Source organism: Brevibacillus sp. AG162 (assembly GCF_006715575.1).
Classification (GTDB): Bacteria; Bacillota; Bacilli; order Brevibacillales; family Brevibacillaceae; genus Brevibacillus; species Brevibacillus brevis.
Window position 1 is genome coordinate 88,135 of record NZ_VFNO01000005.1, and the last position, 26,310, is coordinate 114,444.

The 26,310-nt window shown below is 49.8% G+C and carries 23 protein-coding genes; 3 read left to right on the forward strand and 20 right to left on the reverse strand.

The features are described from left to right. Positions 1–74: 74 nt before the first annotated feature. Entirely contained in the window at positions 75–398 is a 324-nt protein-coding gene (locus FB479_RS16705) for a DUF3892 domain-containing protein (RefSeq protein ID WP_106654546.1), read from the forward strand. Positions 399–586: 188 nt separating this feature from the next. Then, positions 587–1,900, forward strand: a complete 1,314-nt coding sequence (locus FB479_RS16710) for a phytoene desaturase family protein (RefSeq protein ID WP_185746383.1) — start codon at positions 587–589, stop codon at positions 1,898–1,900. 48 nt (positions 1,901–1,948) lie between these two features. On the opposite strand, the gene FB479_RS16715 is transcribed toward FB479_RS16710, so the two are convergent. The 6 genes from FB479_RS16715 to FB479_RS16740 form a co-directional block, all read right to left on the reverse strand. Next, on the reverse strand, positions 1,949–2,839 hold the full coding sequence (locus FB479_RS16715) for an RNA polymerase sigma-70 factor (protein ID WP_142066040.1): 891 nt from the start codon (positions 2,837–2,839) through the stop codon (positions 1,949–1,951). Then, positions 2,817–4,148: a phytoene desaturase family protein gene (locus FB479_RS16720; protein ID WP_142066041.1), complete on the reverse strand. Its 1,332-nt coding sequence runs from the start codon at positions 4,146–4,148 to the stop codon at positions 2,817–2,819. Before FB479_RS16720 ends, FB479_RS16715 begins: the two co-directional genes overlap by 23 nt. Positions 4,149–4,246: 98 nt before the next feature. Continuing rightward, positions 4,247–4,750, reverse strand: a complete 504-nt coding sequence (locus tag FB479_RS16725) for a DUF4188 domain-containing protein (RefSeq protein ID WP_142066042.1) — start codon at positions 4,748–4,750, stop codon at positions 4,247–4,249. A 9-nt stretch (positions 4,751–4,759) separates the two neighbouring features. Next, complete coding sequence (locus FB479_RS16730) at positions 4,760–5,392, reverse strand: TetR/AcrR family transcriptional regulator (protein WP_106654541.1); 633 nt, start codon at positions 5,390–5,392, stop codon at positions 4,760–4,762. Positions 5,393–5,547: 155 nt separating this feature from the next. Then, the gene (locus FB479_RS16735) at positions 5,548–5,955 is read right to left on the reverse strand and encodes a hypothetical protein (RefSeq protein WP_142066043.1); all 408 of its coding nucleotides are present in this window, start codon (positions 5,953–5,955) and stop codon (positions 5,548–5,550) included. A gap of 334 nt (positions 5,956–6,289) precedes the next feature. Beyond that, positions 6,290–7,036, reverse strand: coding sequence for an IclR family transcriptional regulator (locus FB479_RS16740; protein ID WP_047071855.1), 747 nt, complete (start codon positions 7,034–7,036; stop codon positions 6,290–6,292). Positions 7,037–7,161: 125 nt separating this feature from the next. Between FB479_RS16740 and FB479_RS16745 the strand changes: the two genes are divergently transcribed. After that, entirely contained in the window at positions 7,162–7,620 is a 459-nt protein-coding gene (locus FB479_RS16745; RefSeq protein WP_255438428.1) for a YheC/YheD family protein, read from the forward strand. A 111-nt stretch (positions 7,621–7,731) separates the two neighbouring features. Here FB479_RS16745 and FB479_RS16750 read toward each other — a convergent pair whose 3' ends face one another. The 14 genes from FB479_RS16750 to FB479_RS16815 form a co-directional block, all read right to left on the reverse strand. Next, positions 7,732–8,556, reverse strand: coding sequence for an aldo/keto reductase (locus tag FB479_RS16750; RefSeq protein ID WP_142066044.1), 825 nt, complete (start codon positions 8,554–8,556; stop codon positions 7,732–7,734). A 78-nt stretch (positions 8,557–8,634) separates the two neighbouring features. Continuing rightward, positions 8,635–10,272 carry a hypothetical protein gene (locus FB479_RS16755; RefSeq protein ID WP_142066045.1) on the reverse strand — a complete coding sequence of 546 codons (1,638 nt, stop codon included), beginning with the start codon at positions 10,270–10,272 and terminating at the stop codon, positions 8,635–8,637. 36 nt (positions 10,273–10,308) lie between these two features. Next, a complete protein-coding gene (locus tag FB479_RS16760; protein WP_142066046.1) occupies positions 10,309–12,417 on the reverse strand; it encodes a phage tail protein in 2,109 nt (702 codons plus the stop codon). 24 nt (positions 12,418–12,441) lie between these two features. Next, positions 12,442–14,685: a putative baseplate assembly protein gene (locus FB479_RS16765; protein ID WP_142066047.1), complete on the reverse strand. Its 2,244-nt coding sequence runs from the start codon at positions 14,683–14,685 to the stop codon at positions 12,442–12,444. 17 nt (positions 14,686–14,702) lie between these two features. After that, positions 14,703–17,777, reverse strand: a complete 3,075-nt coding sequence (locus FB479_RS16770) for a putative baseplate assembly protein (RefSeq protein ID WP_142066048.1) — start codon at positions 17,775–17,777, stop codon at positions 14,703–14,705. 48 nt (positions 17,778–17,825) lie between these two features. After that, positions 17,826–18,227 carry a GPW/gp25 family protein gene (locus tag FB479_RS16775; RefSeq protein WP_142066049.1) on the reverse strand — a complete coding sequence of 134 codons (402 nt, stop codon included), beginning with the start codon at positions 18,225–18,227 and terminating at the stop codon, positions 17,826–17,828. A 16-nt stretch (positions 18,228–18,243) separates the two neighbouring features. Further along, positions 18,244–18,969 carry a phage baseplate assembly protein V gene (locus tag FB479_RS16780; RefSeq protein ID WP_142066050.1) on the reverse strand — a complete coding sequence of 242 codons (726 nt, stop codon included), beginning with the start codon at positions 18,967–18,969 and terminating at the stop codon, positions 18,244–18,246. After that, a complete protein-coding gene (locus FB479_RS16785) occupies positions 18,966–20,081 on the reverse strand; it encodes a phage late control D family protein (protein ID WP_142066051.1) in 1,116 nt (371 codons plus the stop codon). The genes FB479_RS16780 and FB479_RS16785 overlap by 4 nt, the downstream gene beginning before the upstream one ends. A gap of 7 nt (positions 20,082–20,088) precedes the next feature. Continuing rightward, positions 20,089–20,730 (reverse strand): CIS tube protein, encoded by a 642-nt coding sequence (locus FB479_RS16790; RefSeq protein ID WP_255438429.1) that lies wholly within the window; start codon positions 20,728–20,730, stop codon positions 20,089–20,091. Positions 20,731–20,781: 51 nt separating this feature from the next. Beyond that, positions 20,782–24,717, reverse strand: a complete 3,936-nt coding sequence (locus FB479_RS16795; protein ID WP_142066052.1) for a hypothetical protein — start codon at positions 24,715–24,717, stop codon at positions 20,782–20,784. A gap of 33 nt (positions 24,718–24,750) precedes the next feature. Then, entirely contained in the window at positions 24,751–25,215 is a 465-nt protein-coding gene (locus tag FB479_RS16800) for a phage tail protein (protein WP_142066053.1), read from the reverse strand. Positions 25,216–25,220: 5 nt separating this feature from the next. Beyond that, positions 25,221–25,412, reverse strand: a complete 192-nt coding sequence (locus FB479_RS16805; RefSeq protein ID WP_007721336.1) for a DUF6760 family protein — start codon at positions 25,410–25,412, stop codon at positions 25,221–25,223. Continuing rightward, entirely contained in the window at positions 25,409–25,786 is a 378-nt protein-coding gene (locus FB479_RS16810) for a hypothetical protein (protein ID WP_106654528.1), read from the reverse strand. The genes FB479_RS16805 and FB479_RS16810 overlap by 4 nt, the downstream gene beginning before the upstream one ends. Positions 25,787–25,865: 79 nt before the next feature. Then, positions 25,866–26,297, reverse strand: a complete 432-nt coding sequence (locus tag FB479_RS16815; RefSeq protein WP_007721341.1) for a phage tail protein — start codon at positions 26,295–26,297, stop codon at positions 25,866–25,868. Between the last annotated feature and the right edge of the window lie 13 nt (positions 26,298–26,310).

Here is a 26,310-nt window from a genome sequence, read left to right on the forward strand (position 1 = left end):
ATCAGGTTTTATTGAAAAAACGAATACATGTTCTCCTCCATTTTAGGCACCCTACTGATGAGGAGGAATGATACATGGATCAACCGAGCTTTGAACAAATTTACGAAGCGTACAAAAATGCTGGAGAACAACAGGCGATCCAGGAAAATGAAGGGAACAGTCCACTTGCGAATACGGGAAAAGAGCAAATCGTGGCCGTCAGGAAAAACGACGATGGAGACTTGATCGCCTTTAAAACAGACTCCGGTCGTGAACTCGACTATATCACCGCACTCAACGATGCAAAAGCTGGCAAGCTGGCTCATGTAGACGTGTTTCACAAGTATGGGAGAGACATTCTGCGGAGTGAGCCAGACGGGATTAAGGAAAACAATTTGGATAATCTGCCTGACTTTTGATGAAAAAAGGTCGCCCACATGATCCGGGCGACCTTTTTGTATCTACTTGCATTGGCTTTGGGGATGAATCTGGAAAGGAATCGGAGCGTCGAACGTTCTTTGAATACTTGCGCACCTTGGAGACTTGAGTTGTCACAAAAAGATGATTATTTACGACTTAGTAATAGATATAAGAAAGGGTGATGATCATGGATGCATATGATGTTGCAGTAATCGGCGGCGGGTTGTCCGGATTAACCAGTTCCATTTATTTGGCAAGAGCTGGTCTGTCAGTCGTTCTGATTGAAAAATCAAGTCAGTTAGGGGGAAGGGCCGCAACGATCAAAAAGAATGGAGCTTCTCTCAACCTTGGCCTCCATGCACTTTACAAAGGTGGAGCTGCCGAAGAAGTTCTACAGGAGCTGGGAATCACCGTCGAAGGTGCGTACGCGCCTGCAAAAGGCGGCATGGTGTGGAATGGCAAACTTTTCGAACTCCCCGGAAGTCCACTCTCCCTTTTGAAGAGTCCCTTGCTGTCACCTTCGGCTAAATGGGAATTGACTCGATTTGTGAACCGATTGAGGGGAATCGATACAAACGCTTTACCCACCATCAGTTTTCGAGAATGGGTCGAACAGGAAATACGCGATTCTATGATTCGTCAGCTCATTTACGCTGTTTGCAGGACGAATACATTTGTACCTTACCCGGAGCTACTCTTGGCAGCTCCGGGAGTGAGACGATTGCAACTTGTTTTTAAAGGAAACCAAGTATTATATATCGATCATGGTTGGGGGCAATTGGTTGATCATCTGCAGAAAGAAGCAATCCGTACAGGTGTAACGATTTTAAACCGTAAAAGTATATCAGAGATTGCCCATGATCAAGATAAAGTCCGGCAACTCTATTTTGCGGATGGCGAGAAACTGGAAACCTCCTATGTCATCGTCACAGCAGGACCATCCGAAACCTTCAAGATGGTTAAGAATGCGGAGCGTACATCACTGAAAGTGTGGCGGGATCGTACAAAACCAATTTATGCCGCTTGTCTAGATGTCGCATTGCGTAAGCTGCCCATTTCTAATCCCAAACGGTACTTCACTTTCTTTTTGGATCGGCCCATTTTTATTAGTACCCCCTCAGTTATTTCCAATGCAAGTGAGGATGGATCGGTCATCATCCATGCATGCAAAGATATCGGTTTCGGCTCGGACCACTCAAAGAACGAAGAAAGCCAATTGGAGGAGGCATTAGACTTTATACAACCTGGATGGAGAAATGAACAGGTTGCCCGTCAATTTTTGCCGAAAATCAAAGTTGCTCACGACTTTGATTCTATCGATCGGATCGATAAAAGTTATGGCCCCTCCGTTCCAGAAGTGTACGGGTTGTATGTGGCCGGTGATTGGACTGGGCGAGGTGAAGTTTTAGTAGACGCGGTTTTTGCTAGTGCGAAACGAGCTGCACAAGAGGTCATTCGTGAATATAACTCAATGGAAGGGAGGTCAGATTTGCGCAGCTGATCTTGGCTATCTATCCCTATCCTTTCGGCAGCTTCCGGACTTCGCCGTCTAAAATGGTGAAGTCTTTGCCATGTTCAGGTGGACCAGCTTGTCAGGGTTCACCGTCATATAAAATCTTGAGATACGGTTACCTTCGAGCTCTACGGATAGGACATAATGGACGGTTTCACCGATCATAAATACGAAGCCTGGCAATCCATTAACCGTTGCATGGTGATAAACCATGCCTTCTGGAAGCTTGCTGGCCGTCCCAGTAAAGAAAGCAATAACCCGTTCCGTTGTAAGAATCGGGTTAAGCGCTGCTTTCACCTTACCGCCGCCATCCATGATAAGTGCAACGTCCGCCGTTAGCAGTTCCATTACACGACTGATGTCACCGCTTTCGAACGATTGCATGAATTGCCGAACGATCTGATGCGCACGCACTGTTTGTGTTGACGTCGGGGTCTCCTCTTCCGTAGAGCGCGGCATGCCTCGTCTTGCCCGGTGAAAGATTTGTCGGCAGTTGGCTACACTTTTGCCGGTCAAATCGGCAATTTCTTCATAGCTGAAGCCGAACGCCTCTCGCAAAACAAAGATGATGCGTTCGACTTCACTCAACTGTAGCAGCAAGAGCAAATAGGCCGTGCTGATCGTATCTCTCCTTATGCAAATATCCTCGGGGCCACCCCTTCCTTCGACCAACGGATCGGGCAGCCACGGACCGATATAAGTTTCCCGTTGTTTGGTCTGTTTCCGAATTCGGTCTGCGCACAAATTGGAAGCAATGCGACAAAGATACGATTTTGTGTTGGTAACGGATCTCTCGCCGTCTCGTTCCGTCCAAGCCACAAACGTCTCCTGTACAATATCTTCGGCATCCGATACACTGCCGAGTAACCGATAAGCAATCGAAAATAACAACGGTCTATACAATTCATATTGTTCTGCGATATTCATGGTACTCCCCTTGTTTCGGCATTGATCGGTTTAGTAATTCAACAACGGCGCGCTTGGCGCTGGCCGCCGCGGCATCCACAAGCAGTTCGCCATGTCCGGCCCAATCGCCAGCGATATAAAGATTTGGCAACTCGGGGACAGCAGGACCGGGCGCTTCCATGCGTTCAGTGTGAGCATAGTCGTGAACAACCGTTATATGCGGTAAATATTGAGTCGCTTGCAATTCCTTCCTCCATCCTGGCTGCAAAATATCCATTATTCGCTCCAGATCGGCTTTATCCTGCTCAGCGTCAGGCTGCGAAGAACCGTGATATTTCAGGATATGAACCGCAAGCCCACCATTATCGCTAAGTTTCGCCGCTCTCGACTGATTACTAAATAGAAAAGGAGAATCAAGCCCCATGACAAACTGTACTTTTGGATTAGGCAGCCTTCGCATCCCGAGATCAAGACAAGCTGTCGTGACTGGTCGCGCTTGCCGACACCATCTTTCGAGAGCTGTCTTCTCGGAGCCGCTAACGATTTTGTAGCATTCGGTCGGGGGGACGGCCAAAATGACTGCATTTGCATAACGTACCTCACCGTCCGCGAACCGGATTTCGTAGAAGCTTTCTACAGAATCCGGTTGGGCCGACGTTTGCCGAGTGACGCTAACCACAGCTTTCCCCGTCTCGGTCCGTACACCCGCCTTCATCGCTGTTTGGCGCAGCCGCTCTATAATGGAACTCCATCCACCGTTCACATACAATGCTCCGCCATTAAGGACATGATTCACTTGTCGCAGTGCCGGCCCAGCCGATTGAATCTCGGGCCTATGTGCAAAGGTGGCCGTACGGCACAAGGCGTAGATCATGTGTCTGACCTCCGGTTCGCGGATAGAGCGTTCCGCCCACTCCTTCAGCGAGCCTTGTGGGAGGTTTCGTTTGTCCAGCTTTTTTAGGGACATCATCATGCGAGCCAGCTCTACTTTGCCCCTGATCGAAAGCAAACGTGATGTCATAAGCGAAAGGGGAGAGCCGGGCAAGTCATAGAGCTGTTTCTCTCGTAGCATATGACCAGCCATCGCCGGTACGTTGCCATCTGGTGTTGCGCCAAGCTCATTGAGGATACGAAAGCATTCACCATCTCTGTAAATCGCATGCGCGCCCAGACTAAGGAACACTCCATTTTTATGAACCGTCAGGGCCCTGCCGCCAAACATCCTCGCTTTTTCAGCTAGCATCACCCGCTGTCCAGCTTTCACTGAATACGCAGCGGCAACCCAACCGCTCATTCCTCCGCCGATAACGGCAACATCCCACTTTTCCATTTTTAATCCCTCCAATCGATTTACACATAAGTCTTTAGAGGGCTTTTTTTTGTGACACGGTTTAGGAAAAATTCCTGATTGACTTGGACGTCAATCGATCAAGGTGTAGGAGTAGGAACCGCTGGCTCGTTCTCACCGCCCAAACGGCGGCGTGCCGTCTCTCTTTTTCCGACTGCCGGCAGATGCTCACCCGCCTTGGCCAATCCCCAGACAGGCATATTTCCGTAAAGACATTCGTATTTTCCCGCATTGACCAAGTACGTCTCGTGAAAAATCCCAACCGTTCCATCCGTTCCTACTGCTTGGTTGAACTTCCTCCACGCGCTCAGATGATTGTGGCTGTTTCTCGCGTAATTTTCCAGATGCTCATAGGATCGCCAGTACTGGATTTGAGTGATTTCACGCAGATTAAAATGCGAAGTGTGACCCAACAGTCCGAGCTCCGGGTGCTGGTACAATTCTCGCATCATGCCTCCCATAGCGTTAGCTACCGGCATCCACTTGTGAACGGCAAGCATACGGTTGATTCGCATCCCGATGATAAACACGACGAAAGGTCCTTCCATTTGAGCTGTAAAACGCCCCGGAACTACTTTTGCCATCCGACTCCCCTACCTTATCAATGATTTGAGGTGCAATTCGTAACACGCCATATAATCAGACACATGAAACAAATGTGCCGTCAGATAGGCTCCGTAAAACATCGAGAATAACAAAATAACGGCTTCCTCCTCCGACAGGTGAAGGGCAAGCTGACCGTCTTCGGCTGCTTCTTGCACGCACTTTTGGAACAGTTGATGCAGACCAGTAGCTCTAATGGCTTCTCTCTCCTCATGCTCAGGGAAGCGCAAATACAATTCAGCATCAGATAAAAGCGGTACACACGGGTGCATTTTTTGCTCGGCTAAAAAGCTGATAAGGCTGAGCATGATCCCAGGCTGCTTCTCGCTATCGCGCGTAACCTTGGCAAAAATATGCCGAACGGCTTCCCAACCTCTCTTGCCCGTACTCCGCAACTCAACGAAGCACTCTGCTTGCCATATGCTCATGTAATAAATCAAGAGTTCTTCCTTTTGCGGGAAAAATTTAAAGAATGTGACCTTCGACACCTCTGCTCGTTCGCAAATGTCATCCACCAGTACATTGCGGAAGCTCCCATCTCCTATCAACTCCAAGGCAGCGTCCAGTAGGGCGAATTTGGTTTTTGCTTTCTTTTTCTCACGTAACGATAATGCTTCTGCCATCTTGTACTCCTTTTTCCATATTTCTACTTACGTTTATCATAGTATATAAATTAACTTAAGTAAAGTTTTTTATTTGAGTAAAAAAACAGCACATCCTCTTTTGATGAGGTGTGCTGGCGATACGGCAGTAGTGTTGGGAAAGTCCATCATGAATGTTACGAAGAACGATCTCTTACGCCAAACATGCTGCATAGAGCCACGACCAAAAACACGGCGGAACCCAAAAACAAGACAGCCGCGCCTGCAGCGAATCCGTAGGATTCTTCTTTTACCGCCAGATACGTGCCCGCTCCCATCAAGATCGTAGTAAAAAGAAAAAAAAGGAACATACCTGAATTCTCCAAAAAGCCGAGAAGCTTTTTAAACCGTTTTTTCTCATTCGGAACCCACATAAGCAGAAGAACAGAAGTGGAAAAGAGAAACAATACGATGCCCCCGAGAAGCATGCCACCATCCAGACGATACGAAACCGCATCCTGAAGCAGATAAAAACTAGCATAAAGTAGAAGGCCTAGCAGAAATGTTCCGAACAATTTTACAAGAATAAAGATAGACCTGATCATTGAAAGTGTCTCCTCTCCCAAAAGTAGCGCAGAAGCCGATCACTCAGCTCGTAAGTTAGACAATTCCCTCAGTCGCGGTTTTTCTTACCATTTATGATAGTATACTCCTATCTCATATCGTTTACCTACATTGAATTTAATTTCTACATCCTCACCAATGTGAAAATAAGAACAGAACTTTAATCAAATCACGGCAAATACAATGAGTAAGATTGCAGAGCTTGAATGGGGGAGAAGGGAAGCAATCGTATATGATCGGTAAGGTAACGTAAGTTCGATCCTCCACAAACAAAGCCAGTCTGACACTTTATTTTCGTGTCAACTGGCTTCTTGGTTATTTCATCATTTTCCCCATCCGATAGGCTGCTTCCATGATGTAAGGCGCATATTGGCTCATTTTTTCAGGAGTCAGGCGGTTGGAAGGACCCGACGCCGCAATAGACGCTACCAATTGTCCGTTGCGGTTGAATATCGGGACGGCTACAGCTGCTGTCCCCAGCTCCCGCTCCTCCACACTAGTCGCGAAGCCTTGCTTCCTGATTTGATCCAATTGCTCAATAAAAGACTCCTTGTTTACATAGTCAGGCCAATTCGGGTCGCTGATGACTTCCTGCAAAATGAAAGGCTCTGCATATGCAACAAGTACTTTGCTGGATGCCCCCACCGCTAGTGGCATACGCGCTCCGATTGGCGCCACCCTGCGAATCGGCTGCTTGCTCTGGACTGCCTGTACGCGAATCCGCTCGTTTCCATCCCGCACGTACAGACTGATCGTTTCCTCCACCAAATCCCGCAATCGCTCCATCTCCGGAAGCAGCAATGTCGCAGGATCATCGTTTTGCGACAAATTGGCGGATAACTCCCAAACCCGAAACCCAAGTCGATACTTCTCCGTCTGAACATCTCGTATCAGAAACCCTTTGTTCTCCAGCGTTGCCAGCAAACGATGCACGGTACTTTTATGCAAGGAGAGTCGACTCGCTATCTCACTTAGGCCCAGATCCGTTGCGTCCGTAAAACAGAGCAGGATATCCAAAGCCCGATCGACTGCTCGAACGTTTGCTTTTTGTTCTTCTTCCATAAGTGTTTGACACCTGCTTCCTACTTTGTTCCGATCGTTTCGTCTGATGAAACGAATATGCTACTTTTCAGTATACGAAAAAATAAAACATAGTAAAGAGCAAATCCAAACTAACCAAGTATAGCGTGCTCCGGGCAAGCTCTTCGCTGGTCTCGGCCTTACCCCGAACACGTCGTTTTTCTAAGCAGTCTTTGTCTGCTTTTCTGGATCAATACAAAAAGGTGATCGTCAAACCAGCAGCAGGAAGTGGTGGTGCTGGCGTCATGCTCGTCACACGGAAAGCCAAGAGCCGTTACCGCGTCCAGCGCGGACCTTCACATCACACGTTGCGTGGCAAGTTGGAGACGTACAGGTATTTGCGCAGAAAAATAACGACCCCTTACCTGATTCAGCGCGGGATCTCACTGGCACAGGTCAATGGTTCCTTGTTCGATGTAAGAGTGATGGTCCAAAGAAGATCAGGCTCTCCCTGGGTCGTCACCGGAATGCTTGCAAAAGTAGCAGGCAGAGGCTATATCATCACCAATGTCAAAAGAAGCGGATTATTGAAGCCAATCTGCGACCAAACATTACCCTGTTCCTGAAGCTTGCCGACAATTCGATGTACAACAGCATATGTGCCTATCGAAGGCACGTATAACAAAAAGGGGAACCGTTTTGTCGCGGCTCCCCTTTGATCTGATGTGATTGTCCCTTTAAAAATCAAAATTATCCGGGTCCGGCCCAAAACGCTTGTTGTCATTCAAGGCATTGATTTTTTCTACATCCTCAGCACGTAGAGAGAAGTCAAAAACATCTGCGTTCTGGCGAATCCGCTCTGGTGTGATCGACTTTGGAATCGTGACCACTTGGTTTTCCAAATCCCAGCGAAGCACAATTTGTGCAGGAGACTTGCCATATTTTTGTCCCAATTCTACCAAGAGAGGATGATCGAGATTTCCTTGCATCAACGGGCTCCATGCTTCTAGTTGAATGTGGTGCTCTTTGCAATACGCATGCAATTCTTTTTGGGTAAGCAATGGATGATACTCGACTTGGTTGACAACCGGAATGATCTCGCTATGTTGGCGCAAATCCTCGAGGTGGTGGCTATGAAAATTACTGACGCCAATCGCACGCACATATCCATCGCGGTACAGCTTTTCCAAGGCCCTCCATGTATCTACATACTTGCCTTTTACGGGCCAGTGAATCAGATACAAATCGAGCGTATCGATCCCCAATTTTTTCATACTGTCATCAAAAGCCTTCAGCGTTGACTCGTAGCCTTGATCCGCATTCCATACCTTGGTCGTGATGAACAATTGATCGCGATCAATCCCGGCTTGACGTATTCCTTCGCCTACGCCGGCTTCGTTGCCGTAGATAGCTGCCGTATCTATACTGCGATACCCCGCCTCAATCGCGGAACGGACGGCCAACGTTTCGTTTCCGTCTTTTGCCTTCCAGACACCCAGACCCAGCCAGGGCATCTTCACCCCGTTGTTCAAAACGGAATGATCTGTGATATGTGTTGCCATTGGATCTCCTCCCGTCTAACGCTGATATGTACTTACATTAAGAAAGTGTAGCATAAATACAAAATGAAGCAAACCTTCCTACTCTTGCGAATCTTGATACACCACGTCTTCTGTCCCTGCTGCCAGCGGTTTGATCGCCCACCACCTGATCCTTGCCCGATCTGTCTGAACAGCACCCTTCACCTGAACGCCAATCCGAAACGTTCCTTTCTGCGGATAAACGATGACCCCTACGGCAAAATGCGCTGCATCTGTCGCATACTCCGAATCATCAAAAACACTGCTATGCCCGTACATCACTTGCTCATGTTGGGAAAGCAACTCATCGATCACATCTGCATGAAAATCCTCGATTCCTGCACTGACATACACGTTCCCTTTTCCGAGGGAGTGCTTGAGCTCCTCTGAAAAATAACGATTGCCGATCTTGACCCCAAACGGCCAGTTGGACGAGTACGGCTCAATCGGTATTTCTACGACGCCAGTCGCTACTTGTTCATTTGCCTTTCCGGGTCGGGGCAGCCCAAGCTCAAGCTGATAGACAGACGCCAGATTATCGTAGCTCACATCGAACTGCGGCTTATCGCCTGCCGCGATTTCTTTTACACGCGTGGTCACCCGAAAGGAATCCGCATGAGACCCTTGCTCGACCGGTTTTCCCTTCTGCGCACGCCACGCAAGCTTTTGCAAAAGCGCTGGTGTATACACGTACTCCCCAAACGGAACAGGAACAACCTTCTCAATTACATAGGTCGCATTCATTTGCAGCAAGCATACTTTTGCCAAATAAAGAAAAGGCTGTTCGGTTGCCTGTGTCACCTGATCCAGCTTGCGATTGTAGTAATCGGACACGAGCCGCTCTACCAGATCGTCTGGCGTGATTTCGATTTTTCCTACAGAGACGAGATCGGTATGCGCCAAGCGATCGCCGAGTCGAACCTCTGCCTTGCCACCCAGCACTGCCAACTCCACCGTTCCGCGATCCCAGCCAGCCTTGATCGGAATGGAGACGACGTAATCCGTCTCTTTCGCGTCAACAGGCTCTAAGAAGGATACGCTATCGTCGCTGCTTTCCATGACTGTCAGCCCTGGCGCATCCAGCTTGTAGTGGAATTGCACGCGTGAGGTTTGTACCGTCTTCTCAATGTGCAACTGCAAGGAAAATACTTCACCCGGGTTGACGTATCGTGGAGTCGCCTGCCAAATGCGTACCTGTGGATCTGCATATAGCAGCACTCTTTGCTCTACCAATTGCACCCCTTCGATGGAAGCAGGATGTGGTGCCTCCTCTTTGATAAAAAGCCGATATCCTTCTGCCACCCGGTTGTATTCAGCCATTTCCTGCTCGACGGTTTCAGAGACGGAGAAGACCTGTTCTTTGCCTTTTTCATCATAGGCCAAGCAGACGTACACATTTTTCGCGTAATCGTTGTTGCTAAAGCCTTCCATCATGGACAGCTTCAGCTTCACAGGCTCAGGAAGCACGATTTCCCTCCCGAGATAATCAAGAGCGACTCCAGCCTCTACCGAAATCTGCTTTTCGTCCACAGCGATCACCTGCAAACCGCATACCACTCCACCCCCGTGTAGCAACCGATTGGTGAGCCGACGTTTGTCATTGAAATAGCGCTGTTCTGATTCGAAATCTCTGACGGTCAACAGCTTCCCTTTGAAATACACATTCCGTTCATGGGGAAAATAACGCAGATTCTTCATCTTGAACACCTCACTTTGCGTAAAAATCTTGGCTTCTTATTCCAGCTCTGCATCCAGGCCAATCCTCGTGTCATAATCGATTCGTCTGCTGCGGTCCTTCCCACTTAGCACTGTGTTGTATGGCATGGATAAATTTTGATCCAGCGTGAGAAACGACGGCTCTGTTAAATACGAATTAATCCCTACGTAGCTATGGAGGTCGGCGTAGATGCCCGGGCGAAGAACGATGAGCTTCGCCTCTGTAAAAGCAGGCTTTTGATCTTCCAAAATCTTTTGCAGAACCGACTGCTCCCGCTCTGTTTTCGCGCATTCCTGCGAAACGATCAGGCAAAATTGATACGGATGATCCATGTACAAGGAAGAGATCAGCTCGTGCAGCTCAGGGATCGCCTTCATGTCCCTGATTTGAAAATACTCCACGATCATCGGGCGCTCCCCGGTATATAGCTCCACCATCTTTTCCAATCCTGTACGAGTGCCCCGCTCTGCGTATAGCTCCGGCGCACGACGAATCAGCTCTCGGTACTGTGCCTCTGTCCAATGATCTTCCCTGCCCATCCCTAACCAGGAAGCGAGCCAAGGGACGAACTCGCCAGGTGTCGTATCAGGATCGAACAAACGTGAGAGGGTATCAATCTGTTCCTCCAGCTCCAAGTAAAACGTCCCGAAAAGGGAGAGGAAGCGTTCCAAAAAATCAGCACTGACAGGTTCACTTTGATAAGTAGCTGGCAGATACCGCAAAAATGTATCGCGCGGCGAGTAAATCCGCATTTGCCTGAGCAGCGGCGAGTGGCGGTCGGTACCTAGCCATTCGATTTTGAGCCATAAATAACGGCCTTTTGCTGAATGAAACAGCGCATCGGAGGCGTTGATGACTGGCTCCGACCATAGATTGGCCGTCCTTTGCAGCTTGGTTTTCCAGTCCATGTCAGGTGCCAGCAAAAAATCATCCAGATTGCGTACGGCTCCATGAATCACATGCTCTTTTCGATCAGAAGAAAACGTCGAGATGAGTAATTGCGTTTCTTCCGGTATGTCTGCATCCAGCGTGAATTTATGCCAAACCGTTTCAAATTCCGCGCTATCCAATGCACGTGAGAAGTAGATGCCCATCGGTATTCCGGTCTCATCCAGGTTGGACGTCCGCGAGACGAGCCTCAACATGGTCAGAACATTTTTCTGTGCGTCCCAGACATACAGCCGTTGCTGGTGGTCAAAAACGAGCTTGTCTGCTCGTCCGTGGTAGTTGGTCAATGGCGCAAGTGCTTTTCCCGTTGGTTGAAAACGCAAAATGAATCGGGTATGATCATGAGCCGAATCGATGGAACGACTATCCCCCACATAGAGAATAGGACCTGGACCCACTGCAAATCCTGCGGGCTTGGTTCCTGACGGGATCGCCAGGGTGCACACATCGGAGCCTTCCGAAGAGAACCGAAACACTTGATTCGTCTGTGCCAAAAATAGATAGGCAATGCCCGATTCGGCAACGGACAGGCGAAACAACCTTCTTCGTCTGATCTCACGAAGGGTAGCTGTCTCTGTTACTTTCAATTCCGCATGCGCGTATGTAGCCTCTATTTTGCCTGCCCGATTCAGCCGAAGGACGACGACTTGTGTCCCCGCCGCGATTTCCTTTCGTTCGCTGTCTCGTTCTACAACCAAGGGTGTCGTGATATAAAGACGTCCCTCTTCATCCAGTCCTGCATCCAAAGGAAAAAGCCGCTGTCCTTCCCCATCTTCCCAGCTCCAAACGCACTGACCGTTGGCTATGGAATACGCTCCGACTTTTCGCCTCGCTTCGGGGTCGATGATGTACACGTATTCTTCGTCAGCGACGAGAAACGAGTCTTTGGAAAACAATCCGCGTCCAGCGCGAAACACAGTCTCCTTGAAGTTGTTGCTGTCATCGTAATGCGTGATCTGTCCGCTTTCATCCAGCCAAAGCAACGAACCGACGTGTGCAATGGCAAAATCCAAGAGTCGAGAGTGATGTGTCGTCCCAGCTTGATGCACATGATCGATCACATATTCGGGCGATTTATTCAGCGCGATCCCCTCGTTGGAGACGTGAAGGTTATACCAGGCCCCCCGCTGCCAATCGGACGGATTGTTCAGGGAAAAGAAACGATTCATTGTATCCATGCCCACTCCTCCGTTTGTTCCCGTCTATCTTTCTCTATCCAAAACAAGCTCCAGAACATGCTCGCCTGAGTACACCAGCCCATGACGCGGAATCTGAATATCGCCCCCTTCATCCCTGATAATGCCTGTGCCCTCTGCGGAAACCCACAAATCCGTCACGTACAGCACACCCTCGATCTGGTTTAACACCTCGTAGAGATCACTTTTATAAACAGGTCGGCCAAATTCCCATCCTTTTCCTTGGTGAGTCGAAGGATTGTGTACATCCAATGGTTTTAAATATTGCTTCAATGCCTGTAGCGCGATCTGCTTTTTGTCTGCAAACGCAGGCTCCACCACGATTGTCGCAAAAACGGTCACTTTGATATAGACTGGGGCAGCCACATGGACTTCTGTTGTCAGCAGCCTTCGCTGATCCAATTGGTGACGAACGGTCCTTAAGGAACCTTCACTTGGCAGTGGTGTCGGCTGGTCGCTGAACGGGACGATAACGACGGTCATTTGAGCGGCTGCGTTTTGCTCGGTAGCGCCCATTTCCCCTACTTTATACAGGGGGATTGCCTTTGCACGGGCTACTCGCAATCCGGGTGTCGAGAGTGCGATGGCCTCATAATCTTCTGCTGTAACGGCCCGCTGCGGTTTTTTCCATTCCATTCTCATCCTGCGTTTGGCTTGGTCGATCGTTTCGCGCTCGCTTCCCCCGCAGGCTGGACGGGGATTCGTCACCTGCGCGGTGGTTCGCTGCCGGGCGAGTGGGAGGAACCGGGTAATTTGGCCACCCTGTACATTCCCCTTCGCCCCTTGGCCTGTCTGACAAGATATGATCCGAATGCCTGCCATGCCTTCCAGCCTTTCGGGAATGGCTCCGTGCTCATTGTTGCCAAACACAATTTCTGTTCCGTCCGCATCAATCAGCAAAAAATGGCGATCCTGTGGCCCCGATCGGTCAAAATCAGCGACCAGCGACCAGTCTTCCCAGACGGGGAACGGACTGCCCTCGACTTGACGCGCCACCTGAATGACAAACGTTTCTGGCAAGATCGATTGGACGTTCAGCCGAAACACTTGATGTGGCAATCCACTGCTCTCTCCAATGAAGCGCTGCCCCGCAAAATCACTCCGATAGGCGATGACTCGAATATTTTTGCGGCCTTCAGGCATCGCACTTCCAAACCGAATCATCGTTGTGCCCTGTTCGGGGTCGCGTGAAACGCGGAACGAAAATACCCCTGTATCGGCTTGGTCTGGTTCATCTTGATCCCATCCACTTTGCCACTGACGCCCCTTTTTGCATTGAACCTCCACAGTGCCTCCATACGATAGCGAGCTGGAAAGAACAATCGTCTGATCCGCTTGACCGGTCCCGTCATACTCCCATACCTGACTGAAGGTTTCGCGTTGGATGGCGCTAACGGTGTTCAACTCGATTTTTTCCATGCGAGGAGCCAATTCGAATCGACCTGCACGCAATGTCGCACAGAGCCAAAAGCGAGGCCGATCATTGGCGGGGTAAAGCATGAGTGGCTTCATTGCCCCTTCAAGCTCGATCAGGACTCGTCCCGAAAAGGAGAGATTCATCGTTTCATCCGAGACTGGTGGTAACGGACTCCATCCCATTTCTTGCGTCCGTTCGTTCTGTCCATAGTACTCCCACATGAGAGTGGCTGATGGAACGAAAAGAGACGTGGGCGTAAGCGGGACAATCGGGACAGGATAGTCTTCAAACAGACGCAAACCAATGGAAACTGCCTTCCCTACTGGCAGTGGCCGATCAAAGCCGAGGTATATCTTGTTCCCTATCTTTGGTTCTTGGCCAAATGCGTAGTAGGAAACACCGTTATGCGCATTGGATGAACTTACATCCACCGTCCCGCTTTCTGTATGAACCAGAACACGCTCCAGGCTGGCCGGTACCAGAACAAGCGAATGTTCCGTCTCGAAAGGAAGATTCCCCGCGAATAATCTCGTCTTCTCCGGAAGGATCGCTTCTTCTGACACGTCGTAAAACGTTACATCCGTCGCCGCACATGACTGGCTCTTTGGGTGTATACCCATGAGCTGCAAAAATTTACGCTCGTTCTTTTCCGTTATCCGATTGAGGTAGTATTGCTGCATTTCCATCAACCACGCGAACATTTCCAAAAGCGTAATACCCGGATCGTGATGACGGTGATCACCCCATTCTGGCTGCAGCTTGGGGATCGCGTTTTTTGCTTGCTCGACGATCTCTTCAAAGTGGCGATCATCCAGATTCTTGGATGGAAGCATAGCGTACACTTCCTTTTTCAATGTTTGGGTGGGTAGGCAGCGTGGCCTTCGTGAACACGGACGCTGATTCGATGCGCACCCTCTGTGACGATCCCATGTATGATCATTTCGTATTCAGAAGCGAGCAGTTCCTTTCGTTGCCCATTTTCCGTTCGAAATACAGCCAAGGTCAGATGATCCACAAAGCGGACGCCCTTTACGGATTTCAACAAGGCAAACAAGAGCGACGGGTGCACACGTTGTCCGATTTCCCAGCCCCCACCGTGCAGATTTCCCGATATCGGGTCAAGGAATCGCGCGAGCTTGCCGAGTGACTCCAGCTCCACCTCAACGATTTCCTCCAAAGACCCCACTGCCAGCTCTGCTGTCACCGCAATTTCCAAGTAGACAGGCTCCCTCACATGAATCCGCTCGGGGGAGGCTACCGTCGCTGCCGCATGTGTAAGCAAGTAGTTCGTGACAGAACGCTGAAGCTCCAAAAATTGTGTGCCAAAGCTTCCGGCTGCCGGCAATACGATCACAGTGACATGCCCTGCTTCTCTTTGCAGGCGACTGTTCCGATTCGGCAAACACTTCACTCTGGCTATCCCCGGATGCGCTTCACGGACGAGCCATTCGAAGTCTTCAGCCGTCACCGCCCGATAGCGATGCTTGATGGTCTGAGGACCGCGCTGCAAAGCTTCCGTCAGCATTTCCCGATCACTTCCCCCAATCGCAGGCACCGGATTGCGGACAGCTTGGACAAACGGAATCGATTGTTCCAGTTGATTCAGCTGCCCGGCTGGAAGATTTCCTGCTGTTCCCCCACCAACCTTATACGTCACCCTCACGGAACCGAGTCCGGTTTGTGGAAGCTCCCTACCGTGTCGGCCATCGCCAAATATAATTTTTCCAGTAGCGCTCTCCAGGCAGTAATGACGATCATCCGGGCCAGAATCGTGCAGATGCGCTGCTCGCTTCCACAGAACCCAGCATTTTTGCTCGTTTCCTTCAGAATCATAGAGAAGCTCCACCCGATTTTCTGGATGTTCCAGCCAGCTCTTTCGTTCGCTCGGCAAAAAGTAGCCTGTTTCATCTACCCATACCTCTTCCCCCATGACGGGATGTCGGATGAGTCTGTACTCGGCTTGTGGCCCCTCTGCTATCCGCTCCGCCATTTCATTGCGAATTGTCTCCTGTTGAATAGCTCGTATCGTATTCGGATAAAAGCCGCTTAGCACGGGATGTCGTGCATCCGAAGTGCCTCCTCCAAGCCGATTGTCTACACGGACGGCGCGAATCCAGTAACGCTCTCTCTCAAACATTTTGCTTTTTCCCATATCAAAAGGACCAGCGAAACGGACGGTACCACTTTCCGTAAAACCAGAGGTCTGATCAATCGTCTGCAGCTTGGCCCAAGACGTTGTCCCTGTGTCCCCGCGCTTATACTCCCATTGCACAACAGGAGTGGACCCTGAGGATTCTTCCATCGGCAGGAAAGAAAAGTAGAAAGAGAGCGGTCCTTGTAAAGGCGGCTGTTCAAATCCGAAGTAAACGGCGGGATGCATGCATTCGGACGGCAAAAACGGCTGGAAGCTAGCCTGATGATTGCCTGTACGGACAGGTTGCTGCCAATCTAAGTCGTTCTGTGTGAGAATCGCTTCCGGCCCATGGAGGGACTCCCGGTACGAGTAGGTCAGGCGCATGTCTTCCAGCCACGGGGCCATGTATACAGGATTCGGACCATATAAGCCTTCCACCTGAAGAATTCTCACCCGAATCCAATAACCTAGCTGTGATTGCACTGTCGTCGGCTGCAAATCATCTGGACACGTAAAGGCAACCACAATCTCCTCATTCGTATCGGTACCAGCAAACCTCTTTTCACACTCCTCCCCTGACAGGAGCACCATCCATCCACTGCCATTCCAGTATTCCCATACCACCTTGCTGACCGTGACGGGTGTCGTCGCAGGAGGGTCAAAGGAGGACTCCTTCATGATCCATTTCCATTTCGGTTCCGGTTGTGACAGATGCGTAGCGGGATAAGGCACCGTCTTCATCCGAAAACGAAGGGCAACCGTACTTCCAGGCTTCGTCAGCGCCTCCTCACAGGACAAAAAAAACATGCCATACGGTGCGAGCTGCTCGCCAAATGCAAGGCAGCCACTCCCAGAAACCTGCACATCATTGGAGAAAAGCATGTCGGGTGCAAGGCCCTCCGGATTATCTGTCGGCAAATAATCCGTCTTCAACTGGATTTGGGTCAGGGAGGTGCTCCCGCCATTTTTCATCCATTCATGAATCATGCCTGGCTTCACTCTACAACGAAGCCAACGATTTTCGATTCCTTGCACTTCACTAGACTCCCATTTTTTCCGCTGCTTTTTTTCCAAGCGCAGCCGATTTTGATCAGCCTCGACTTTGTCGAACAAAACCCACTCGCCTTCTGACTGATACGTCCACTCGACCAGCTCTGGATTCGCCAGCTTCTCTGTCAGCAAGGATTCCAGGTAGCGTTCCTGATTGGAAATCATCGTGAGCTGGATCGAAGCACTCTCTCCTAAACAAAACAAGTTCTCATGCCCCAAATACCAGCAATGCTCCTGGTGATTAGGCAAAGTCTTGCAGTCCAAAAGAGAGAGCGGCGCATTTGTTCCAAGCCAGTTCGTTACATCTGTTAAAAAGTCTCGACTGCCATTGGTAAACAACAGATCTGTCGGGAGAGAGGGGGTAGCCAGCATAGGCTGGTCTGTTTCGAAAACCACTTCATCGCCAAGGGCAGACTTACCCGAAACTTTTGTGCCCGCCGGAATCCACACGGGCTTTTGCACACCTGTGCTCAATTCAAATGTCAAAAAGGTTTCTGCCGGTCTTGCCTGAGCCATTCCGACACCAAGCATATTGAGAAAAGCGATAAAATTTCGCTCGGGTACTTGATTCAAACGCTCACGATTATTCATCAGCATGTCTGCGAAAAGGAGAAATAAAGCCGTACCCGCATCAGGATCTTCTGGAGTGAATCGCCACTCCGGTGTGTAGAATGGCACCATTTCGCGCATTTTTCGGATGACTGCCTGCATGTCCCGCGGATCCACCAAAGGCGGCTTCACATTACCGACCTCCCTTCCTTTTTTCTTCACGCGACTGTGACTCTTGCGCTACCCATGTGGACCAAGGCGATGGACAGGATACAACAGCTGATAGCCTTTGTTTGTCGCACGTACTGTATAGCTGATCGTAACGTTCACCGTTTCGGAATGAGTTTTGTCTACTTTGGCCTCCACCTGTACATCCCGCACACGGGGCTCCCAGATCATGATCGCTTCTGCGATGTCCGACTGGAGCAAAGCCAGGCTCGTTCCGTCCGTGCCATCAAACATGAACCCTTGCAATCCGCTCCCGAATTTCGGTCGCATCACACGCTCTCCCTTTGCAGTGGATAGAATGATACGAATTGATTCCGCGATGTCATCCTCGTAGTCGGACAAACGAATACGGCCTGTAGCCTGATCCACCTGGATAGGGAACTTCCATCCTTTTTCACCGAATGGCTGCTGCATGGAATCCCCCCATGATTTAATTCAATTTAATCACCGAACCGTTGATGGCAACCATTCCGTCCGATTTGATATTCAGGGACGCTCCTGCTTTAATCGACATGGCTCCCTGCGCCTCCAGATTCAGCTGGGTGGACTTGATTGTCAGCGATGTGTCTGACTGAATAGTCACTTGCCCTTTTGCATTCAACGTGATCGTACTTGAGCCGCTCTTCACCGTAACTTCGCCCGTGCTGCCGCCTTTGATGGCGATTTGGTTGTTTCCGCTGCTCTCCGTAAGCACAATACTCTCATCCTTGTCCGACAGCTCCACCTGTTGTCCTTTTTTCGTGGCAATCGTGATCTTCCCGTCATTCGGATCATCACCAAAAATCACTTCGTGGCCTGCACGGGTCGTGATTTTTCGGATGTTGTTTTTCTCCGCCATTTCCGGGCCTTTGTTTTCCTGATTCCAGAGCATCCCGATCACAAATGGCTCGCGTACATCTCCCCAGTGAAACGCGACCAGCACCTCGTCGCCTACCTCCGGAATAAACAGGCTCCCGCGATCTTTTCCTGCAAAAAGCGTGGCAATTCGCACCCAATCTGTCTCCCGCTCGTTATCAATCAGAGGCAGCTTCAACTTCACACGCGAGAGCTTTTCCGGGTCTTCGTTGTTCGTCACAATGCCGACAATGACACCGTGGATCTTTGCCCGTTCTTCTTCTGTTCGTTCATCCTGGTAGAACCAATGATCAAAGCTCATATCGTATTTCCCTTCACTTGAAACGTCGTGACATAGCCTGATGCCACATCGATGGTGTGTGTGACAGATGTGATGTAATAAGGCTGACTCAGCTTTTTCCCCATGCCCTCTAGCATGATATAGCGGCCAGCACGAATTTCTGGCAGACCGATGGCCTCGCAGTTGCCGTCGAGAAGGTTCATGGCGAGTTGATTCAGGCGTGCCTTGGCAACCGCTTTTATCTCCTCAGGCGAGTCCAGCTTTTTCGTAGACTCGTATTTATCAAAATAATCACCGATTGCTCGCAGCAGGTCAGCGCTTGTCTTCGAATTGGTCCCGAGCTTCCCGATATCCGAGCTCGTTGCTTTCGCTTCCTGGAGCACCGTTGTTTTGTCCTTGTCTACCCATCGCACCGTATAGGAGGAGGCTTGGGAAGCAATGTTGACATCAACGGAAAAGCTGCGCAAGGAAACTCCCCAGATCAAGGTAAGGACCGGTGTCATGTTGCTCAGTGGCTTACGGAAATACAAGTTCTTCCCGACGATAAAAAAATCGTAGTTGCAAATTTTTGCAAGACGATTTAAAAACTGAAAGTCAGTCTCGGAGACCGTCTTTGTAATCGTTTCGATTGTCTGAACCGTATCATCTACTTGCGTTGACAAGCCGTATTTTTGTCCCAGCTCTTTCACGACATCGCTGTATTTCTTTTTATTCCAGGAGGCAGACTTGTTATCAACCATGAGCAAAAACGATTTGTCCATTCCTTTTACCGTAATGGTAGGAGTCTCCTCACATGCAAACGAAACGGCTGTAATATGTCCGTAAAAAAGGCTGGATAGCTCGGTTCCATAGCCCATCTGGATTTCGATTTCGTTGCCAGGAACCAAATAGTCATCTACCCAACGGAATTCCCACGCTGCCGTATCAAAAGCATTGGTTACCGAAAACGAGAACGTATCTGCTTTGCCTTCCAAGCTGGCGTTGATCGTTGCTTTGGTAATGGCGACACCCACCTGGCTGATCAGTTTTTTTCCTCCAACGAGTATTTCCAAGGCTGGGGAATGAAAGTTGTTGTACGTTTGGCGCAGGTCATCGAAGGAATGGCGGTCTGTCGTCAATTTTAATTCGCTCATTCTTTCGTCACCTCACAAGTGGCACACGCAGGGTAGTAGCCGGTTTTAGAAGTCTGGGATTGTCGATCCCATTTGCGTTCGCAATGTTTCGCCATTTCGACGCATCATTGTACGAGCGATACGCCATCAAGTACAGCTGGTCTCCTTGGTTGACCGTTTGTTGTGCGACCTTTTCTCTTGCAGCCCCGATATCGTCCGCGGACTTTTTCACGCTCGTGCCTTTAAACGTGACGCCTAACGTGGCTCGTACCGGTGTCCCTTGATCGAGAAACATCGTAAACCGCTGCGAAACCTTCTCGACAACACCGGTGAATTGAAAGCTGTCCCATACGAATTTGCATAGGGGCGGCGTACTGATTTTCTTTTCTACGGCCATCAGTCCCAGCACCTGATTGGTGAATGCACGCACATCCACTCCAGCTTCGTATGTATCAAAAAACAAGTCGACCGATAATGTCTCGATATCACCGCTTGTGAACATGCCGACTGGTACCGATTGTCCCAATATCTTTTGCCACGAGTAGTTATTGGAAGCATCTACCTTGTATTCCGAAGGGTTAAAGAGAACGGAAATACTCTCCTTAAAGTCACCTTGCCCGTTGCGATCTACTAAAATTTTCGCCTTTTTCTCCTGGCCTATCATTGGCATTTGCCTCTCTTTTCCGAAGAAATAGTTGTCTGTGAATGCGGCGGCTTCTGCTTATAGACCTCGTCGCTGCCGCTCTTGAGTGAGGCGCTTGTCCAGCTCCTTCATCATTTTATCCATCAATCGATCCACCTCTTGTGGGGACAACGAGGTCTGATTGCCAACCCTCTCTTGCACGTGTAGATCGACTTGTCGATGGAGTGGAAGTGTTGTCGTCTGCTGCACTGAGGTTTCTGGAGGCTGAATGCTTTTTCGCAGGTACTCCATGGACGGCGGCGACTGAACGGTAGCAGCAGGACTTGCGTGGCTGTCTTCTGTGCGTAACGCTCGTCGATGAATATGGGTTGCGCTTTCGGACAGGGAATGCGGCTTGGATTCTTCGGACGCTCTTTGGCCTTGTTGCAAAGTTTGCAGGAGTGGCGGCTGCATTGTCGTTGCAATCATTGGCTTTGGAACAAGTGTTAGGGATGTGTTTTTTTCCGCCTGTTCCACTGTTCCCGCCGCCATTGGTGTTGACTTCAGGTTGAATAGACTTGGTCTTTGCAGAGAGGTGAGCCTAGCGTCTCGAGCCTCGACCTCCTGTGTCTTATCACTCATTAGCTGTTTGAACGTCTGCGCCTTCTGATTGACCGTCAGAATCTGCTCGTGATTGCTTTGTTGAAAACGACTGCGGCGACTAAGCTGTCTGGAATTCGAACGATCCAAGATAAAATCAATAGATGTTTCTCTCCAGAATGGAACCGAGCTGATTGAATAGTGGCGAGATAACGGCTCCAAGCTGTTGACTCGACCGTTTCGTGGCAGTCGCTCTATTGCACGTCTGCTTCCACTCTCTTGCATGAAACTGTCGGGCGCCCCCACGCTTTGACCATGGACAAGGCTAGGGAGTGGCCCCCATTCTTTCTGAACAACCATTTGTGTATCGTGACGATTCAGAACAGTCGAGAGTGAGTGATGGTTTTGGACATATGTTTCCGTCCGGAAATCAGTCTGGATAGCCTTTCTGATTTGCTCCATGACTTGAAGATAGGGGCGAGCACGTAGGGCAACGGAGCTTGTCCAAAAACTTGCTGTCTGCTGCAAAAAGCGGGAGTGGCGGCTTTCACGGGATTGACGGCTTTCTCGTAATCGATTGCTATCGCCCATGCGAGACCTTGACGGATCATTCGATTGCTTTTCACTGCGCGGGGGAGCTTTCCCACTTGTGCTTGTTGAGCCTACCTTTGTAAATTCGCTCATCGCTGATAGCTTCGCGCTTTTTTTCAAGAGGATCGTAAGGCCTAGTTCTGCACTCCATCCAACAGCGATCCGTCGTAATGACTTCCTGCCAGAGACGACGTCCTCTCTGATAGAAAACGGCTTCACAGACTTGTTGTACAATCGCTGATGTTCTGTTCCTCCAACTCCAATCCACTCTGTGGCACGACCCAGTAGGTTGACCTTTTCTTGATTCTTGAAGAAAGCCACATCTGCCCGCTTGTTTTTCCTATCCTGAAACGACAGTAGCTGACGTACCGTCTCGTATGATAGCTGATAAACGTGTTTATTTTGCAGAAAATGAATAGTTGACTGAAAAAATGGTTGGGAGATGCCTTCGATATGATTCGTAGCTTCATGATTACTAACGGATCTACTCTCTTTGGTCAGAACATTCAGCAGGTGCATCAACCATCTACTAGGCGTACTTCCCGCACAATACGGAGATTGATTCTCCGACTCATACAGAAGGTTCCTCGGCGAATGAGTGCTAGTAGTAAGGAGCTTCCTTGCTCTGAGCTGTTCTGCCACCATCTGTTGAAGATGCACCCACGCCATCACAGACTTCCCGTTCGTCTCGTGATGGGTAGAACTTACGATACGATTTTGTAGCGTCTGCCAGTGTTGGCGTTTCGTATGGAAGATAGGCGCGAAGCGATTCCATACAAAACGTGCAGTACTAGCTATACCAGCTGGCTCACGCTCGATTTCGTTATGAGTTTCAAGATATTCCTTGATCCACGTCTGGTTCAGCCATCCTCGTTTTTCAAAGAAAACAGGAGCATTGGCGGACTGGAAGCTCTGTATCCAATTAGCAGCGATCGAATTCCTGACAGCTGACTGCGAGAGAAGCAGAACAGTTCTTGAGCTATCTGTGCCACGTGTCATATACAATAGGAACGATAGCCCGTGCATGGGGTGTAAAACGTGTAACGATGAACTCGTCCACCGCTCATGCAGTAGCATGTCACGCTGCTGATAAGAAGCACGGGACAAGGCTGGGATCACGCGCGTTTTGCCCGGATGAGTTTGCTCATGGCTTGATCTCAAGCGAATGGAATGCTCCCTGACAATCTCGTTCAACCTGGCTTCCTGTGATATCAGTTGTTGAAGTAACTCGTATGTCCACTGATTCCTTGTTGCGATGGATTCGAAAGGAAGCAGTTGCAACGGGTGAAATAGAATGCTACTCGGCCGCTCCTGCTCTACCCGAGATGAAAGCACGGTTGCTTGTCGCTCTCGATTTATGACAAGCTGACGCAACCAATGCGACAAGGCACTCGACTGTTCTTCCCGCCCGCTCTCTATCTGCTTCAACCTCTGTCGAGAACCGAGCACCGCTAGCCCACGTTCGCTTTCAGCCTTCGGAAACTGTTGAGCCAAAAGAAACAGCTGTTTAAACCGTTCCCTTACAGCCTGCTGTTTAGTTCGACCAGCATCCGCTCGATGAAGCATGCTAGGCAACAAGGTCGTGAACATCTTCGAAAGCTCATTGCTCTGAAATATCTTTAGTTCCGATGGGCTAGAAAAAACTTCAGACAGCGTTTCAAGCATCCACTCGTTTTTAGCTTGCGGGTGTTGACGGCTTCTCGGGAAAACAATCGGCTGCAGAACACGTAGATGTGGATGCACATTCATCGTCCTTGGCAGCCATGTTGCTCGACTTTTCTGCCAGTACAGACTCAGGTTTTCCCACCAGCGTCCCCAAAGCTCAGTCTGCTGGGAAGCTAAAGACCCACGTGTACTTTCACTATCACGAACGATTTGTCTAGTGATATCTTTGCCGTCAATTCCGGCTTTCTCTGTCCACAACGAACGATCCAAAGATAAGCGTGCAGCCCGTCCTTCGGCTCTTTTTAGCAAAACAGAAAAAGACCACGTCCCAATCCTTGATTCCATCCCTCTACCGATCAACTGCAAAAAATTGCGAATCCCAAACCGTTCGAATCGGCCTGCTTCAGAAGGCGTCGCTCTGACACGTGAAATCGAAATCGCATCTACTCTTGTCGCTGATTCGAGCCGTATCCGCTCAAATGCATTTTGCATACTTCTGCGATCACCAGGATCAACTATTCGCGCCGAGTGTACCAATAATTTCGGCGAACTATAGGAAGTCTCAGGCGTCCAAAATCTTTCACGTACGGTTTCCTTGCTGTCTGAAACCATTGCTTTCAAAAGAGGCGCGGCAAAATCGACCGGGTGTATCTGCTCTATGAACTGTCCAAGCGGCAGCGATTTTCCAAGTGAGCTTGCTCGCTGAACCGAAGACTGAACATAGCTGGACCAGCGATATTTATCTCTCCCATTTGAGACAACCGTGATCCGAGGCGGGTAAACCTTCTCGATTATTTTGGATGACTCCCACTTCCGAAAAAGCTCACGTATCAAAGAAGCTGGTCGTACTTTTCGTCCTGATCCCGATGCTTGCGTCATCACTACGCGCTCTTTTGTCCCTGGTAAGCCAGCCTGTCCGTTCGGCAACATTTCTCGATTCAATCCGAGGTAGGGGTCCACTTGTACTTGCATGCGTACTTGAATGAAGGTCTGATGAAAGTGGTTTTCCTGTCCTCCGATACTCGGCGAAAAATCACGATGGATCAAAGCGAGGTAGCCGGGATCGCGACCTTCCCTGTACCGATACTTCTGCATGATGCTTTGTGCAAAGCCTTGGCTGGCTGCCCTTGGCAGCAGTGATGGACGACGCGAAGGTGGGAGCGCCTTGATCGTTATCATCGTTTCGTTTGCTCCTTGCAGACGGGATAAGGCTTAAAAATACGATTTTAAGCCGTGGTGCACGATTTCCAATGTCTCGACGGCTACTTCTCCATGAGTGGCCCGGAACTCCGGTCCAACCCATTTCACCGGATAAGCCCCTTCAAATGCCCAAGCCCCCACATCATTTCCGTTTGGGTCCATAAGAATGATTGCCCCCTGCTTGCGCTTGCGCTTTTCTGGCGGGCCGAAGTGGAAGTCCTCATACCATCTCCACAGCTCGTTTGATCTCACAAACCCTCGTTTGAAGACGAGATTGGGAAACTTGCTGCGTTTCGGCAGCTTGTGGACGAAATGATTCATGCCGCCCTCTTGGTATTCCTCCAGCTCTGTTTCGACAGCCAGACCGGACACTTCACTAAATCCAGCGACCCAGATGCCGTCCATCTCCAATCCAAACGGAAGAAATTCTACACGAAATCGGAGGTTGGTGTAATACGGATTCTCATTGGCGAACACCAGAATCACCTCCGCTTGAACACATCAAAAACATTTTCGGGTTCGTCATTTTGCTTGCGATTGATGGCGGATATCTCCTCACACCAGCGCCGCCGTTCCTTGTGTTCCATCGACATGATCTCATCGTGAGGCCAGTGAAAATAGTAGGCGATGAAGGCGGCTTCTTCATAGATCTTGTCGACGGGATACCCACTCATACTCCCTCCAGCGCCCCTGAAAAAGCCATGTCTACCTGAAATTCATGCTCGCATTTCGGGCAAGCTGTCTTGAACATCGAGCTGTCCAATTCATTGATTTGTCTGTACAGGTTTTGCAGGTACGCGAGATCCGCTGTAAACAGCCGTTCCACCACTCTTGTGTCAATGCCCCGTACATCTCCCAGCTTGGTAATCACCCTCGTCAGCAAAATAATCGTCAAGTAGCCGGGATTTTGCTGGACACGCGGATCGCGCATCGGCAAAATTTCGTCGGCAGCCGTCGCCAAGCGCATGACGCCCCGCTTGTGAAGGTTCCCTTCTTCATCCACATAGCCGCGCGGGAGCTCAAATTCGTATTCCGTTTTAAATGCCATGGTGTCATCCTCCTCATTACCCTAGGCCAGCAAGAGTGACAACCTTTTCCTTGCCACTCTTAGGCTTCGGGATCTTCTATTATTTCGTGCGTGTCATTCCTTCATGGGCAATTTCCAGCTGCTCAATCGCTACCTCTGAGGACGTACCGTTAAAATCAGGCGCCGTGTATTTGGTCGGCCATGCTTCGATGACCTTCCATGTAGCGACATCATCCCCGGCTTCATTGATGGCAATGATCGTTACCGTTTTGCGTGCGACCTTGCCCTGGATGGTGTCCTGCATCCAGTTGTACAAATCCATCGAATCCGTCACGCCCCATTTCAGCGTGATATTCCCGTACTTCGCCAAGCCCGGGAGCTTGCGCGGTGTAATCACCTCATTGCCTTCGCGATACTCGACTACGTCCACAGACGCATCAAAGCCCGACACCTCACTGAAGCCTGCTTGCTGAATGCCGTCCATCTCTACCCGATACCGAAACTTGCGGTATGGATCCTTGCGATCTGCCATACTGTACCCCTTT

Coding starts and splice junctions, on each gene's coding strand:
- FB479_RS16705 (WP_106654546.1), top strand. CDS start 75: ATGGATCAACCGAGCTTTGAACAAATTTACGAAGCGTACAAAAATGCT.
- FB479_RS16710 (WP_185746383.1), top strand. CDS start 587: ATGGATGCATATGATGTTGCAGTAATCGGCGGCGGGTTGTCCGGATTA.
- FB479_RS16715 (WP_142066040.1), bottom strand. CDS start 2,839: ATGAATATCGCAGAACAATATGAATTGTATAGACCGTTGTTATTTTCG.
- FB479_RS16720 (WP_142066041.1), bottom strand. CDS start 4,148: ATGGAAAAGTGGGATGTTGCCGTTATCGGCGGAGGAATGAGCGGTTGG.
- FB479_RS16725 (WP_142066042.1), bottom strand. CDS start 4,750: ATGGCAAAAGTAGTTCCGGGGCGTTTTACAGCTCAAATGGAAGGACCT.
- FB479_RS16730 (WP_106654541.1), bottom strand. CDS start 5,392: ATGGCAGAAGCATTATCGTTACGTGAGAAAAAGAAAGCAAAAACCAAA.
- FB479_RS16735 (WP_142066043.1), bottom strand. CDS start 5,955: ATGATCAGGTCTATCTTTATTCTTGTAAAATTGTTCGGAACATTTCTG.
- FB479_RS16740 (WP_047071855.1), bottom strand. CDS start 7,036: ATGGAAGAAGAACAAAAAGCAAACGTTCGAGCAGTCGATCGGGCTTTG.
- FB479_RS16750 (WP_142066044.1), bottom strand. CDS start 8,556: ATGGCAACACATATCACAGATCATTCCGTTTTGAACAACGGGGTGAAG.
- FB479_RS16755 (WP_142066045.1), bottom strand. CDS start 10,272: ATGAAGAATCTGCGTTATTTTCCCCATGAACGGAATGTGTATTTCAAA.
- FB479_RS16760 (WP_142066046.1), bottom strand. CDS start 12,417: ATGGATACAATGAATCGTTTCTTTTCCCTGAACAATCCGTCCGATTGG.
- FB479_RS16765 (WP_142066047.1), bottom strand. CDS start 14,685: ATGCTTCCATCCAAGAATCTGGATGATCGCCACTTTGAAGAGATCGTC.
- FB479_RS16775 (WP_142066049.1), bottom strand. CDS start 18,227: ATGCAGCAGCCATTCGGTGAAAAAGGATGGAAGTTCCCTATCCAGGTG.
- FB479_RS16780 (WP_142066050.1), bottom strand. CDS start 18,969: ATGAGCTTTGATCATTGGTTCTACCAGGATGAACGAACAGAAGAAGAA.
- FB479_RS16785 (WP_142066051.1), bottom strand. CDS start 20,081: ATGAGCGAATTAAAATTGACGACAGACCGCCATTCCTTCGATGACCTG.
- FB479_RS16790 (WP_255438429.1), bottom strand. CDS start 20,730: ATGCCAATGATAGGCCAGGAGAAAAAGGCGAAAATTTTAGTAGATCGC.
- FB479_RS16795 (WP_142066052.1), bottom strand. CDS start 24,717: ATGATAACGATCAAGGCGCTCCCACCTTCGCGTCGTCCATCACTGCTG.
- FB479_RS16805 (WP_007721336.1), bottom strand. CDS start 25,412: ATGAGTGGGTATCCCGTCGACAAGATCTATGAAGAAGCCGCCTTCATC.
- FB479_RS16810 (WP_106654528.1), bottom strand. CDS start 25,786: ATGGCATTTAAAACGGAATACGAATTTGAGCTCCCGCGCGGCTATGTG.
- FB479_RS16815 (WP_007721341.1), bottom strand. CDS start 26,297: ATGGCAGATCGCAAGGATCCATACCGCAAGTTTCGGTATCGGGTAGAG.